The following is a 14,076-nucleotide window of genomic DNA, read 5'->3' as shown; positions in this document are numbered from 1 at the left end:
GAACCTGGCGCCAGGTTCTCCCTCTTTTTGCTGTTTAATTATACCCAACCGCGGAAACGCGATGCTTCCGCCATCTTGCGTACACCGACCATATAGGCGGCGAGACGCATGTCGACTTTACGGGCCGATGACGTGTTATACACCGTATTGAACGAGTGGACGAGCACTTTCTCAAGCTTCTCTTCCACTTCCTCTTCCGTCCAATAGTATCCTTGGTTGTTTTGAACCCATTCGAAATACGAGACGGTTACCCCACCGCTCGAAGCGAGTACATCCGGGACAAGCAGGATGCCGCGCTCTGTCAAGATGCGGGTCGCTTCGTTCGTCGTCGGTCCGTTGGCGGCCTCGACGACGATGGACGCCTTAATGTTGTCGGCGTTGTCTTCGGTGATTTGGTTCTCGATCGCGGCCGGGACCAAGATGTCGCAGTCGAGTTCTAACATTTCTTTGTTCGAGATCGTGTTCTTGAAGAGCGTCGAGATCGTCCCGAACGAATCTCGACGATCGAGAAGATACGGGATATCGAGCCCGTTCTCATCGTGGATCGCACCATATGCATCGCTGACGGCGATCACTTTCGCCCCGGCGTCATGCATGAACTTCGACAAGAAGCTACCAGCATTCCCGAACCCTTGGACGACGACACGCGCCCCTTTCAATTCGATCCCACGGCGCAGCGCTGCTTCCCGGATCATGATGGCGACACCTTTTGCCGTCGCCGTCTCACGTCCATGCGAGCCACCGAGCACGAGCGGTTTACCAGTGATGAAGCCCGGCGAATTGAATTCATCGATGCGGCTATACTCATCCATCATCCACGCCATGATTTGCGAGTTCGTGAACACGTCCGGCGCTGGGATATCTTTCGTCGGTCCGACGATTTGACTGATGGCTCGGACATAACCCCGGCTCAATCGTTCGATTTCACGGAAACTCATCTCACGCGGATCACAGACGATCCCGCCTTTACCGCCACCGTATGGAAGGTCGACAATTCCGGCCTTCAAGCTCATCCAGACCGACAACGCCTTCACTTCGACCTCCGTCACGCTCGGGTGGAAGCGAATCCCACCTTTCGTCGGTCCGACCGCGTCATTATGTTGCGCCCGGTATCCTGTGAAAATCTTTGTCGATCCGTCATCCATACGTACCGGGATGCGGACGGTCAACATCCGAAGTGGCTCTTTCAAGAGCTCATACATCTCTTCTGGATACCCGAGCTTATCAAGCGCCTCGTGTATCACTTCTTGTGTCGATTCAAGGATGTTTTTTCGTTTTTGATGACCTTTTTCTTGATCCGTAATCATGAAGGTTTCCTCCCCTAAATTGTCAATTCTCCCCCAAGAATCAACCTCGTATTCGTTTAAAAGTATAGCTGATACGCGCCCAATTTGAAAGGCTTTTACAAAAATAATGAAAGCGTTTTCTAAAATGAAAAAAGAAGGGGGAATTCCCTTCTTACTTTTCTAGTGCCAGTTCGATGAATCGCTCTAACAGCTCACCGTACGAGATCCCGACGGCCCGGGCGCTGTCCGGGAACAAGCTGAGCGGTGTCATACCCGGAAGCGTGTTCGTCTCTAAAATATAAGCGAGCCCATCTTCAGAGACGAGGAAGTCCGAACGAGAATAACCGCTGCAACCGAGGGCACGGTGCGCTTTGATGGCAGCCGTTTGAACTTCTTCAGTCAACGCGTCCGGCAACTCGGCCGGACAAACGTGAATCGATCCACCTTCTGAATACTTCGACTCATAGTCATAAAATTCATTTTTCGGGATGATCTCGATGACCGGGAGTGCGGCCTCAGCCCCGTGATTCCCAAGGACGGGTACCGTCAACTCACGGCCTTTAATATATTGCTCGACCAAGACAGCCGTATCGCACGCGAACGCTTTATCAATCCCTTCACGGAGCATCGCTTCGTCCATCGCGATCGTCAATCCGTTCGATGACCCTTCTTGGGCCGGCTTGACGACACATGGAAACTCACTGCCCCACTCGACGATTTTTGCGTCGATGTCGTCGCCCGACTCGATGAGGACGTCACGGGCGATGCGAATGCCGGCAGCGGCGAAAATAATTTTCGCACGGGCTTTGTCCATCGCGAGCGCTGATGCCAAAACGCCCGACCCCGTGTACGGCAATCCGGCCATCTCTAAGAGCGACTGAACACGGCCATCTTCGCCGTATTTGCCATGCAGGGCGCTGACGACGACGTCGGCTTGAAGCGTCAACAGCTCATTGGCCCGGTCCGGGTGAAAATCAATCGCCACGACGTCGTGACCCCGTGCTTCGAGCGCTTCAATCATTCCTTTACCACTCGTGAGCGACACTTCCCGCTCACCTGATACACCACCATATAATACCGCGACTTTCATCAAATCTCTCCTTCGGCTAACTTCTCAAAAATTCAAGTTTTATCATACCATGTGTCGGCCGAAAACAATAGAAACAGAACAGTAAAAAAGCCGTACTTACGCGAACGTATCGTACAGCTGTTTCACGGCTTGTTCAGTTTGAATCGTCTTGCCATACTCCATCATGACGTAAGGGCTGACGGTCGTCGTGCGGCCGTATTCCGACAAAATGGCGGCCAACCGCTCTTCGACGTCCGGTTTGAGCACTTCGACGAAGTGTAAATAATAGTGTCCGTCATAATGGTAGAGCGCCCCGCCCTGCTCCGTATCCTGCATGTGCGGGAACAAACGGACCGAGGCGTTGATGACGTCCTCGATATCATCAAACTGATAAATCAGATGATGAATCACATCGATCGTCAAACGGATCTCGACTTGTTCTTGATCCGCATCCGGGACGGCTGCCTCGACTTTTTGGACGTCGATGACGAGCCCATCACGGGGAAACATTGTCACGTTCAAGTCGACGGTGCCTTGGGGCATGAAACCGAATTCCGCTTCCGCCGTCTCGAGCAATTCCCGCCACAAGTCTTGACCACTCTCGCCAACGATCGTATCGATGGCAATCCCTCGAATCGAAAGGTCACTCGCCGTCAAATATACCCTTAAATGTTCTTTAGTTTGCTTTTCAAATCTCAAACGAAAACCTCCAAAGATTAATCAATCCTACTTTATAAGCTACTCTCGTTTGTGCAACCTGTCAAATAGTTGACAACCACTCGGTCCATGCTTCGGGCGTATCTCCAAGGAAGGCCGACTCAAACTCGGTCGCGTGAAGGCTGACGGCATATCCGCCGGCCCCGATGACGAGATCGGGATGATCCGCTTGGATAAATCGCATCGCCTCTTTCAGGTCCTCGAGATGTTCCGTCAACGTGCAGGAGAAAATCAAGCACTTGGCGTCGATATCGTGCAACGCCTCATTTAAATCCTCTTTCGGGAAGCCCGCACCAAGGAAAATCACGTCGTATCCATATTGACGCAAGTAAAGCGTCACGAACAACAGACCGATCTCGTGCATCTCGCCCGGGGCACACACACAAATGATCCGCGGTAAAAATGGGTTCATCGGCATCTGCAGCGAGAGGGTCGACAATCGGGCCCGCAAAAAAGCGGTCGCAAAATGCTCATGCGCGATCGTGATGTCCCCATTCTCCCAACGCGTCCCGATCTCCATCAACAACGGACCAATGATATCTTTCGTGACCTTCTCAAAACTGAACGTATTAAAGGCACGATTGATCAAATCGTGCGCCTTGCGTTCGTCAAATGAAAGTAACGCCTCGAGCAACCCGTCCATGAGCTCCTCGTCATAGAGGCGGGCAGGCTTCGGCTTCGGGGCTTCATGAAGTTGTTGAATCGCTTGGGAAACGGTCAAGCCTTCCCGTTGTTTTTCAACGACCCATTTAATCTTTTCGACGTCTTGGTCGGAATACAATCGGTGGCCGGACTCGGTCCGGCTCGGCACGATGAATTGATAGCGGCGTTCCCACGCTCGAATCGTCGTCGGGTTGACCCCGGTGAGCGACGCGACCGTCTTAATGGAGTACTTCGGCACAGCAGCCCCTCCTTTCCTACAAGTTCTTCTTATTTAGTATAGACCCATCTGAAGCGCTTTACCTGTTTTATTGTGCAATTCCTGTGAGAAATTGGTGAGATTGTGCGATTGGTTCGACAAAACAAAGATTGCTCATAAAAAAATACGACGTCCCCGTCGTATTGTCAGAAAAATATTGTATGACGACCTATATATAAAAATACGAGAATAACGGCAAACATCGTCAATGTCAGCATCATAGCGAGCGGCCGTTTCAGCCAATTGTCGTTCAATTTTTCTTTCCGCTCATGCTCTTGTCGTTCAGCGCGAGACGGCAACGTGTCCACCACTTGTTCACGAAGTGAGTCCGCTTGGTTCCGATGTCGCAACGTGTGCCCTCCTTTACCTTTTTTATCATTTTACTATGATATCAATCAAAGGAGAAGATACGAGATAAACGATGTTTCCAATCTGTCACATTTTTAGACACAATTTGAACGGACGGCGGGAACACAATCTCCCCACAGACATCGCAACAATCGGCTTGTTTGACCGGTTGTTCCGAGAAATAGTTCAACAAGTAATCACGCCGGCACGTCTTGATGAGGGCGTAGTCCATCATCTGTCCGAGCTGGCGATAGCGGGCCCGCTTTCTATCTTTTACCCAATCAATCGCCTCGGCAAGCGTCCGCTCGGCGAGCATCTGGTTCAACAATCCCCAAACCGGGTCTTCCTCGTTCAACCGCAAGAGACGCGGCAGTTGGGCCAGACTCGTGCCGTTGTCGCGTTCCAAATACGCGAGACGGATGTCTTTGTCTTTCGGATATTGTTGGTCGATTAAAAACTGTTGAATGCGTTCGTCGCCTTCAGCATAGAGCAAGACGGCAAATGCGGGTTCGCCGTCTCGTCCGGCACGCCCGATTTCTTGCATGTACGCCTCGAGCGTGGCCGGGATTTGATAATGGATGACCGAACGGACGTTGTCTTTATTCACACCCATCCCGAACGCACTCGTACATACCATGATCGCGACTTCATCTCGCAAAAATTGCGATTGCACGAGCCGGCGGTCCTCAGTCGACATGCCACCGTGATAAAACAAGGCGTCGTCAAGATGAAGCGCGAGTGCTTCGGCTTCACGCCGTGTCGCCGTATAGATGACGGCCGGTTTCGGGACGTCATGGACGAGCTCGCTCAACCGCCGCATCTTGTCCTCGGACTCGAGACGTTCGACGATGAGTCGAATCTCAGGCCGGTTTGCCGAATGGACGAACTGCGCCGGCGAGAACAACGCCAACTTCTCGATGATATCCCGTTTCACCGTCTCCGGGGCCGTCGCGGTGACGGCCATGCACTGCGGGCTGCCGAGTTGTTTACGCAACTCGCCTAGACGGGCATACTCGGGTCGAAACTCATGGCCCCACTGCGAAATACAGTGGGCCTCGTCGACGACGAGCATTTGAATCCGCGTCCGAGCGAGCGCCCGCGTCACGTGCGGCACGGCGAGTTGTTCGGGCGATAAATATAAGAAGCGATAACGCTTCAAATGGTTCAAGATGTCTTGTTTCTCCTCGAGCGTCTCCATCGATGTCAATCGCGCCACTCCCCGCTCGCCCCGTTCACGGATGTGGAGCATCTGATCTTCGATTAGCGACAAGAGCGGTGACACGATGATGGTCAGCCCGTCATTTTTAAGATAGGACGGGAGTTGGAACGTCAACGACTTGCCTGCTCCGGTCGGCATGATCGCCAACACGTCCTGGCCGTCGGCGACCGCTTCGATCACATCCCGTTGACCGGGACGGAAGCTGTCGTAGCCGAACACCCGCTTCAACGTCTTCTCAAACAAATGTCTCACCTCGTTTCAATCTCGCGAACACCAATCGGATTTGATAGTAACTGATCCCGTCGATTTGTTCAAAAATCGGCTTGAGCGCCCAGCTCGACTCGTCACGCAACTGCTCGACTTGCTTGATTTGCTCAAACGGAACAAATTGGTCGAGCGGGAACTCATCTAAATACATCGCCATCTCGACGACGTGGTCTTCAATCGTACTCGTGCGCAACCGTCGCTGGGACTGGACTTGTTGGAACGTTCGACCAGCCGAAAACTGCTCATACGACTCGCGCGCCGACAACGTCATCCGCTCGCTCGACAAGCCGTGCGCGAAGCCAAGCAACTTGGCATCCCTTGGCAATTTCCACAGGAGCGCATTCCACCCGGCCAAAAAATAGAGCCGCGCCGTGCGCGCATCGACATCGAGAAGCGAGGCGATTTGTTCATACGTGTATCCTGTCTCGAACGCACCGGTGAACCGATAGACGACGGCGGTCGCGTACGGGTCCCCCACTTCTTCAAGCGCCGTTTCAAGCTCCTGGTGAAAGCTGTGGATCAGCGGTTGCCACTCCCGCTCGGTCCGGACGATCTGTTTGACCCAGCGTTCGGCCAACCGATCGGCCTGCACCGGATAGAACGTCCGCTCATGCTCGAGCGACATGAACGTCTGGACGAACAAACTGAGCCGCTTCCACGTCATCGTCGTATAGTCCCGATACTCACCGCCGAGACGGTCGAACAGCTCACTGACCGCCTCCGGCGAAGCGAGCATCTTGCCGGCCTCGGTCAACGTGAAGCTCGAACGGTTGAGCCAGCCTCGCTTCTCGAACGAGGCGAGCAGTTTCTCATAGTCGTACTTCGTATAGGGGAACAATCCGAAAATTGGTTCCAAGTCATAAAAAAAGGCATCTTGCAGTGTCGTCGCCGAACGTTTGCCGTTCAACACATGAAACAAACTGCGCTCGCTGCGCTCCCCTTTCAAGCGCTCAATCGAAAGCAACAACACCCCGTCCGCTAAATGAACCATCGTTCCACCTCCTCGGTCAAAATTATGCTTCCAAAACGTTATTCGTTTCCTCATTGAAATATTTGGGTATGTAGACTACAATTACTCATAGTCAGTAGAAAATCATTTCTATGCAGAGAGACGAAACGTATGGAGGGTTACAAATGGCAAAATTTACGATTGTTGATAAAGATACATGTATCGCATGTGGGGCCTGCGGAGCAGCCGCCCCAGACATCTTCGACTATGACGACGAAGGCCTCGCGTTCAACTTGATGGACGACAACACGGGCACGATCGAAGTCCCGGACGAATTGTATGAGGACTTGATGGACGCGTTCGAAGGATGCCCGACCGACTCAATTAAAGTCGCGGACGAATCGTTCGATGGCGACGCACTCAAGTACGAATAAGAGAGACATGTGTGCCTGAAGGGCGCACATGTCTTTTTTTATCGCGTCGCTTTCCGGAAACCCGCTTCACGCGCCTCTTCCTCTGTACAGAACATCTCTTCTGGGATCGTTCGCTCATAGCTCGCCCCGCCCGGAACGTGATAAATCTTCTCTCCGTCCCGATTGATATTCCCTTTAATGTCACATCCATCCGTGTCACGTTTCGGCTGGGCCGGCTCGGTCGCCTCATGGTCGAAGCCGTTGCCGGTCACGTAGTCCTCAAGACTCCAAATCCCGAGCAATTCCTGACGCGCGGCCTGCTCGACCTCCCGAAACGCATCGACGTGTTGCGTGTTCGGCGCGTATACATAGGCGACACGCGCCAACCCGCGGCGCAACAATTCCTCGTTCAACATCGCTTCGTCATACCAGACGTAGGCGAGTGTCCGTTGATAGCGATCGTAGCGCCCGACGTCATACTCGAGTGTGATCGTATCTCCTTCTGGCAGCCAACGCTCGACGAATGATTTCGCATCCTCTCCGAACGGTTGGACCGGCAGCGTCGGATGGCTCGTCTCTGGCGTATCGACGAGCAAGAGACGAATCGATTCGGTCGCTCCGTTCTCAAACTCGACTTTGAGCGTATCTCCGTCGATGACGCGGTCGAGCGTGACCGTCTCGGTCTTGCCGAGCGGCCGTGCGACTTGTTGCGCGACCGACGCCGACGGAAAATCGGCCTCGAGTTCGACGAGCGATTCTGGCGGGTCGATTTGTTCGGCGAACCAGTCATCGACGGAGCAGCCCGCGAGCGAAACGCTCAGCACGACGGCGATCAGCAGTTGCCACCATTTTTTCAATTATCTCACCTCTACACCAGTATAACAAAAAAGGTTGTTTGACTTAAGCGTCAAACAACCTGGATGAAATGGACATTTGTCCTTTTGATGATTAGCGTTTCCCTTTAATATATGGGATACCGACCGATTTCGGTGCATCCGCACGTCCGACGACACCTGCGAGAGCAAGGATCGTGAGCGCATACGGCGCAATCAAGAGCAACACTTGCGGCACGTTGCTGATGACCGGCAAGTTGCTACCGATGATCGACAACGCTTGGGCGAATCCGAAGAACAGACCGGCACCGAGCGCGCCGAGCGGATTCCACTTCCCGAAAATCATGGCGGCGATGGCCAAGAAACCTTGACCGACGATCGTCGTCCCGCTGAAGTTCGTCGTGACGGTGACAGCGTACACTGCACCAGCGAGTCCGCCGAACGCTCCTGAGAGCATGACGCCCATGAAGCGCATTTTCGTGACGTTGATCCCCATCGTGTCAGCCGCCATCGGGTGTTCCCCGACCGAACGGAGACGAAGACCGAACGGTGTCTTGAAGATGACGAACCAGACGACGAACGCGAGAATGATCGCAATGAACGACGTGTACTGCACGTTGATGAAGAACATGCGAAGCACCGGGATATCCGATAGAATCGGAACGTTCTCTTTGGCAATCCGAAACTCGATGAAGTCGGTCTGCCCTTTGTTGTAAAGCACACGGACGACGAAGATGGCGAGTCCGATCGCGAGCATGTTGATCGCGACCCCGAGTACCGTCTGGTCAGCCCGCCAAAGGATGGCCGGCACCGCCAAGAAGAGCGAGAAGAGCGCACCGACGACCATAGCGACCAAAAGTGAGATCCATGGACTGAGACCGCCCAGCCCCATATCTGTCAACGTGAGCGTCGTGATAATTCCTGTCGCAGCACCGATGACCATGATGCCTTCTAAGGCGATGTTGACGACACCCGAACGTTCACTGAAGATGCCGCCGAGCGCCGCGATGATGAGTGGAGTCGCATAGGCTAAGGCAACCGGCACGACGATGTAGAGGACTTCTAAGAAGCTCATTTTTTCTCCACTCCTTTCTTACGATTTCCTTTGAATTTGTCAATCACGTAGTTAAAGGCGTAACCTGAAGCCACGAAGATGACAATCGCGGCGATGATGACTTTGACGAGCTCAGATGGGATGTTCGCACCGAGCTGCATCGCGAGTCCGCCGATATTGAGTCCAGCGAACAAGATAGCTGCCAAGACGACACCGACGGCCGTGTTCGCACCGAGGAGCGCGACGGCGATCCCGTCAAAACCGACTCCGGTGAACGAGGCGCTGAGCGTCATGCCGTTGAACGTACCGAGACCTTCCATCGCCCCTGCGAGTCCTGCGAACATACCCGAGATGACGAATGAGAGAATGATGTTCCGGTTGACGCTCATTCCTGCGTACTGCGATGCGTGTTTGTTGAAACCGACGGCACGAAGCTCATAACCGAGCGTCGTCCGTTGCAAGATGTAGTAATAGACGATCGCTGCGAGCACGGCGATGAGAACACCCCAATGCAAGCGCGAGAACGTCGTCAATTCTTGAAGCATCGGTGACGCGAGCGACGCCGAATCTTTAATGGATTCGGTGCGTTCGTTCGTTACCCCGATGACACTGCGCAAAATCGCGTTCGTCGTGTAGAGCGCGATATAGTTCATCATGATCGATGTGATAACTTCGTGGACGTGGAACTTGGCTTTCAAGAAACCAGGTACGAACGCCCAGAGCGCTGCGGCGAACATGGCCGCGAGAAGCGCGAGCGGCAAGTGGATGAACATCGGCAAATCAAAGTTGATTCCGACATACACCGCTGCCACCCAGCCAATCAACACTTGGCCTTCGACCCCGATGTTGAAGAGGCCGGTCCGGAACGCGAACGCGACGGCCAAACCTGAGAAGATGAGCGGCGCTGCGGCGCGAAGCGTCTCACCAATTGCGTACGGGCTGCCGACCATGCCTTCAAACAGTGACGAGAACCCTCGAATCGGGTCATAGCCACCGATGAGCATGACGATCGCCCCGACGAGAAGTCCCATCAAGATCGACAAGAGCGGGATGAGCAGTCGATTAAATCCTAGTTTATTCATACTGTTTCTTCTCCTCTCTTACCGCCGGCCATCAAGAAGCCGAGTTCTTGCTCCGTCGTCTCTTTCGGATCACGGATTCCGACAATCTTCCCTTCATACAAAACGGCGATTCGGTCCGCGACGTGTAAAATCTCTTCGAGCTCGAACGAGATCAACAAGACGGCGCGTCCTTTTTCACGCTCTTTGATGAGCTGTTCATGAATGAATTCGATGGCCCCGACGTCAAGACCGCGCGTCGGTTGCGCCGCGATCAACAAGTCAGGTGACCGGTCGACTTCACGGGCGATGATGGCTTTCTGTTGGTTACCACCCGACAAGGCACGGGCAGGTACGTCGACCGATGGAGTTCGGACGTCAAACTTCTCAATCAACGCTTTCGCTTTCTCAGCCACGGCTTTATAGTTCATCAAACCGCGCTTCGAGAACGGCTCTTTATAATACGTTTGGAGCACCATGTTGTCGCGAATCGTATAATCGAGGACGAGGCCATGTTTATGCCGGTCTTGCGGGATGTGGCCGACACCAGACTCCGTCACTTTGCGCGGCGTGAACCCGGTCACGTCTTTCCCGTTCAACATCACTTTTCCAGACTCGGGTTTCTTCAAGCCCGAGATGGCTTCAATCAATTCGGTCTGTCCATTCCCGTCAATCCCGGCAATCCCGAGGATTTCCCCTGAACGAATCTGTAAATCCAAGCCGTCGACGGCTTTGAGCCCGCGACTGTCTTTGACGACAAGTTTTTGGACGTCGAGGACGACTTGCTGTGGATCTGCCTTGGAATATTCCGCATCAAAGTTAACTTCACGCCCGACCATCATTTCTGCCAAACGATCTTCGTTGACCGTCTCATCGATATCAATCGTACCGATATAACGTCCACGACGGATGACCGTACAGCGATCGGCGACTTGCATGATCTCTTTCAGCTTATGCGTGATCAAAACGATCGATTTACCTTCTTCAATCAGACGCTTCATGATTTGAATGAGTTCTTGAATCTCTTGCGGCGTCAGTACAGCGGTTGGCTCATCGAAAATCAAGATTTCGGCCCCGCGATAGAGCGTCTTCAAAATTTCGACCCGTTGTTGCATCCCGACCGAGATATCCTCGATTTTCGCATCCGGATCGATCCGAAGACCATACTGTTCCGAGATGTCCATGACTTTTTTACGCGCCGTCGCCCGGTCGACCGTCAGTCCACTCTTCGGCTCTGAGCCGAGGATGATGTTCTCGGTCACCGTGAACTTCTCAACGAGCATGAAGTGTTGGTGTACCATACCGATTCCAAGGTCGTTGGCGATGTTCGGATTCTCAATGTTCACTTTCTCCCCGCGCACGCGGATCTCCCCGCCTTCCGGCTGATAAAGACCGAACAGGACGTTCATGAGCGTCGATTTTCCGGCCCCGTTCTCGCCGAGCAACGCATGAATCTCTCCTTTGCGCAATTGGAGGGTGATATTGTCGTTGGCAACGAACGTTCCGAACTCTTTGCGAATATTGAGCATTTCAATTACATATTCCAAGAAAGTCCACCCCTAACTTTAAGTAAAGGGAGACCGCATGGGTCCCCCCTAACTCAATGAATTATTTTACTGTTTTCATGAACTCTTCGAACTCAGCGTCAGTTGCTGGAGCCGTGATGTCTCCGTCGATCAACTGTGTGCGGTACTCTTCAACTTTTGCGAGGACGTCAGCTGAAACGTTCTCATCAGATGTTTCAGCAATCCCTACACCATCGTCTTTCAAAGAGAACTCAACGATTTCGCCTGCTGGGAACTTATCTTCCATCGCAAGTTTCGATACTTCGTAAGTAGCCGTGTCAACACGTTTGACCATTGAAGTAAGCGTTACGTTTTCTGGAAGACCTTCTTCGTATTGGTCACGGTCAACACCGATGACCCATACATCTTCGCCGTTCTTCTTACGGTTTTTCGCTTCTGTGAATACGCCAACCCCAGTACCGCCTGCTGCGTGGTACACGATATCAGAACCTGCTCCGTACATACCTGAAGCGATTGCTGTACCTTTTTCAGCTGAGTTGAAGTCTTCAGCGTACTTCACGTCGATTGTCGCATCCGGGTTAACGGCCATGACGCCAGCTTTATAACCGTTCTCGAACTTCTTGATCAAGTCAGACTCAACGCCGCCGACGAATCCAACTTTGTCAGTTTTCGTAGTAAGACCAGCGACAACACCGACGAGGAACGAACCTTCTTGCTCTTTGAACGTGATCGATGCGACGTTCGGTGCATCAACGACCATGTCGACGATCGCGAAGTTGTTGTCTGGGAACTGCTCAGCAACTTTTTGGATATCTTCGCCCATCAAGAAGCCGATTCCGTAAATCAAGTTGAAGTTATCGCGTGCCAATTGTTGCAAGTTTGGCTGGTAGTCGGCTTGCTTCGATGATTGAAGATATTTGAATCCTTCGTTCTCAGTCAAGTTGTTGTCTTCCCCGAACTTCGTGAGACCTTCCCAAGCTGATTGGTTGAACGACTTATCATCGACACCGCCAGTATCGGTTACCATCGCTACTTTGAAGTCACTGCCTTCGCCGCCGCCTTCGCCGTTTGAAGCACCTTCATTGTCATCCCCGCCACATGCTGCGAGTACTGTCGAGAGTGTGAGACCTGCTGCTAAAGCTGAGAGAATTGTTTTTTTCTTGTTCATCGTCGTGTTTCCCCTTTCGGATCATAACAATTAAGGTTGTCATGTCATCAGTAGTCTTTACACCGGTATAAGAAAGCGCTTTCACGCTGTTCCCCAAAAATAACCGTTTCCGGATAAAACGAACGTGCTTAAACGCGTTTGCGGACGACGTGGAAGTCGAAGCGGTCCGCTCGGAAAAAGTTTGCCGAATCGAGCAGCGGTAAGTCGCTCTCATCGTAATGCAATTGTTTCAATGCCAGTAACGGTTGGTCCGTTTGAAGTTGCGTCGAAATTTCAGCGTTCACACTCGGTTCGATGTGCGTGATCGCATATGCGACCCGACGTCCTACCTCTTTTTCGAGCGCATCAAACAATGACTTTCCTTCCGTCAACGCCTTCGGATTCGAGACGAGATGGGCTGGGATTTTATCGACACAGTAGACGACTGGTGTCTCATCCGCATATCGAATCCGGACGATCCGATAAATCGGTGAGTTCGGTTCGATTTTTAAACGCTCGGCTTCTCTCTCGGTCGCTAGAACCTTTTCGGCCACCAACACTTTCGTTCCTGGTGTCATTTTGGCGCGCATGATCATGTCCGTGACGCTGAACAGCTCTTCAATCCCTGAAGTAAACGGGGGTTTTGAACTGATGAACGTCCCGACGCCATGTTTCCGCACGACAAATTTCTCGTCTTCGAGAATACGAAGTGCTTCCCGGAGTGTCGCTCGACTGACTCCTAGTTGCTTCGATAACTCGAATTCTGAAGGAAGTTTCTCTCCTTCACGATAGACACCATCGTCGATATCTTGCTTGATTTTCTCAATCACGCGAAGATAGAGCAAGCGATGATCGAGCTTGATCGACATGGGCCTCACCACCTTTACCTATTTCTTACCAGTGCTCAGACATCTGACGTATGAATGTCCTTGCCAATATTAAGTATAGGGATTCGAGAAATAGAACGCAATACTTTTTGTTCGGAATCAGGGAAATATTTTAAAGTGAAGGGATTATGTACACTTCATAGTCTATATTACCTGTTCTGGCAGGCTTTGAAAAGAAAACGTAAAATGAAAACGGTATTAAAAAATGAAAGCGGTTCAACATTTTTAGTAGTATGTCCTAATGAATCAAATAGGTCAGATGTGCTATATTAGTTCGTCCCAACATGACGTCGACCCCGATCGTCACGTTTGAACCGGATTATCTGAAATTAGATAAAAAACGAACGATTAGGATTTGTTATACCTAATCGTTCGTTTTATTTT

14 protein-coding genes are annotated in these 14,076 nt (G+C 52.1%); 1 reads left to right on the top strand and 13 read right to left on the bottom strand.

Annotated features, from left to right (window positions below; translation table 11 throughout):
- Positions 1–38: 38 nt before the first annotated feature.
- The 7 genes from KNP79_RS01585 to KNP79_RS01555 form a co-directional block, all read right to left on the bottom strand.
- The gene (locus KNP79_RS01585; protein WP_021067184.1) at positions 39–1,307 is read right to left on the bottom strand and encodes a Glu/Leu/Phe/Val family dehydrogenase; all 1,269 of its coding nucleotides are present in this window, start codon (positions 1,305–1,307) and stop codon (positions 39–41) included.
- Between the two features lie 151 nt (positions 1,308–1,458).
- Complete coding sequence (locus KNP79_RS01580; RefSeq protein WP_034777306.1) at positions 1,459–2,376, bottom strand: D-alanine--D-alanine ligase; 918 nt, start codon at positions 2,374–2,376, stop codon at positions 1,459–1,461.
- A 96-nt stretch (positions 2,377–2,472) separates the two neighbouring features.
- Positions 2,473–3,054, bottom strand: a complete 582-nt coding sequence (locus tag KNP79_RS01575; protein ID WP_034777305.1) for an adaptor protein MecA — start codon at positions 3,052–3,054, stop codon at positions 2,473–2,475.
- Between the two features lie 61 nt (positions 3,055–3,115).
- Complete coding sequence (locus KNP79_RS15840) at positions 3,116–3,973, bottom strand: MerR family transcriptional regulator (RefSeq protein WP_034777304.1); 858 nt, start codon at positions 3,971–3,973, stop codon at positions 3,116–3,118.
- A 164-nt stretch (positions 3,974–4,137) separates the two neighbouring features.
- The gene (locus tag KNP79_RS01565) at positions 4,138–4,341 is read right to left on the bottom strand and encodes a hypothetical protein (RefSeq protein WP_215191205.1); all 204 of its coding nucleotides are present in this window, start codon (positions 4,339–4,341) and stop codon (positions 4,138–4,140) included.
- Between the two features lie 41 nt (positions 4,342–4,382).
- Entirely contained in the window at positions 4,383–5,810 is a 1,428-nt protein-coding gene (locus KNP79_RS01560; RefSeq protein ID WP_084592791.1) for a RecQ family ATP-dependent DNA helicase, read from the bottom strand.
- Positions 5,794–6,816, bottom strand: coding sequence for a YpbB family protein (locus KNP79_RS01555; protein ID WP_232939409.1), 1,023 nt, complete (start codon positions 6,814–6,816; stop codon positions 5,794–5,796). The genes KNP79_RS01560 and KNP79_RS01555 overlap by 17 nt, the downstream gene beginning before the upstream one ends.
- A gap of 143 nt (positions 6,817–6,959) precedes the next feature.
- On the opposite strand from KNP79_RS01555, the gene KNP79_RS01550 reads away from it, so the two are divergent.
- Entirely contained in the window at positions 6,960–7,208 is a 249-nt protein-coding gene (locus KNP79_RS01550; protein ID WP_021067177.1) for a ferredoxin, read from the top strand.
- Positions 7,209–7,246: 38 nt separating this feature from the next.
- Here KNP79_RS01550 and KNP79_RS01545 read toward each other — a convergent pair whose 3' ends face one another.
- The 6 genes from KNP79_RS01545 to KNP79_RS01520 all read right to left on the bottom strand — a co-directional run bounded on the left by KNP79_RS01545 (position 7,247) and on the right by KNP79_RS01520 (position 13,674).
- The gene (locus KNP79_RS01545; protein ID WP_034777300.1) at positions 7,247–8,044 is read right to left on the bottom strand and encodes a thermonuclease family protein; all 798 of its coding nucleotides are present in this window, start codon (positions 8,042–8,044) and stop codon (positions 7,247–7,249) included.
- Positions 8,045–8,135: 91 nt separating this feature from the next.
- Positions 8,136–9,095, bottom strand: coding sequence for an ABC transporter permease (locus KNP79_RS01540; RefSeq protein ID WP_034777299.1), 960 nt, complete (start codon positions 9,093–9,095; stop codon positions 8,136–8,138).
- Entirely contained in the window at positions 9,092–10,156 is a 1,065-nt protein-coding gene (locus KNP79_RS01535; protein ID WP_034777298.1) for an ABC transporter permease, read from the bottom strand. The genes KNP79_RS01540 and KNP79_RS01535 overlap by 4 nt, the downstream gene beginning before the upstream one ends.
- Positions 10,153–11,679 (bottom strand): ABC transporter ATP-binding protein, encoded by a 1,527-nt coding sequence (locus KNP79_RS01530; protein WP_034777297.1) that lies wholly within the window; start codon positions 11,677–11,679, stop codon positions 10,153–10,155. The genes KNP79_RS01535 and KNP79_RS01530 overlap by 4 nt, the downstream gene beginning before the upstream one ends.
- A 61-nt stretch (positions 11,680–11,740) precedes the next feature.
- Entirely contained in the window at positions 11,741–12,826 is a 1,086-nt protein-coding gene (locus KNP79_RS01525) for a BMP family lipoprotein (protein ID WP_034777296.1), read from the bottom strand.
- A gap of 128 nt (positions 12,827–12,954) precedes the next feature.
- The gene (locus KNP79_RS01520) at positions 12,955–13,674 is read right to left on the bottom strand and encodes a GntR family transcriptional regulator (protein WP_034777294.1); all 720 of its coding nucleotides are present in this window, start codon (positions 13,672–13,674) and stop codon (positions 12,955–12,957) included.
- Positions 13,675–14,076 lie beyond the last annotated feature (402 nt).

This window comes from Exiguobacterium sp. s7 (assembly GCF_018618195.1).
GTDB lineage: Bacteria > Bacillota > Bacilli > Exiguobacteriales > Exiguobacteriaceae > Exiguobacterium > Exiguobacterium mexicanum_A.
The sequence above is the reverse complement of the archived record's forward strand: the minus strand, read 5'-3'. Positions and strand labels throughout refer to the sequence as shown.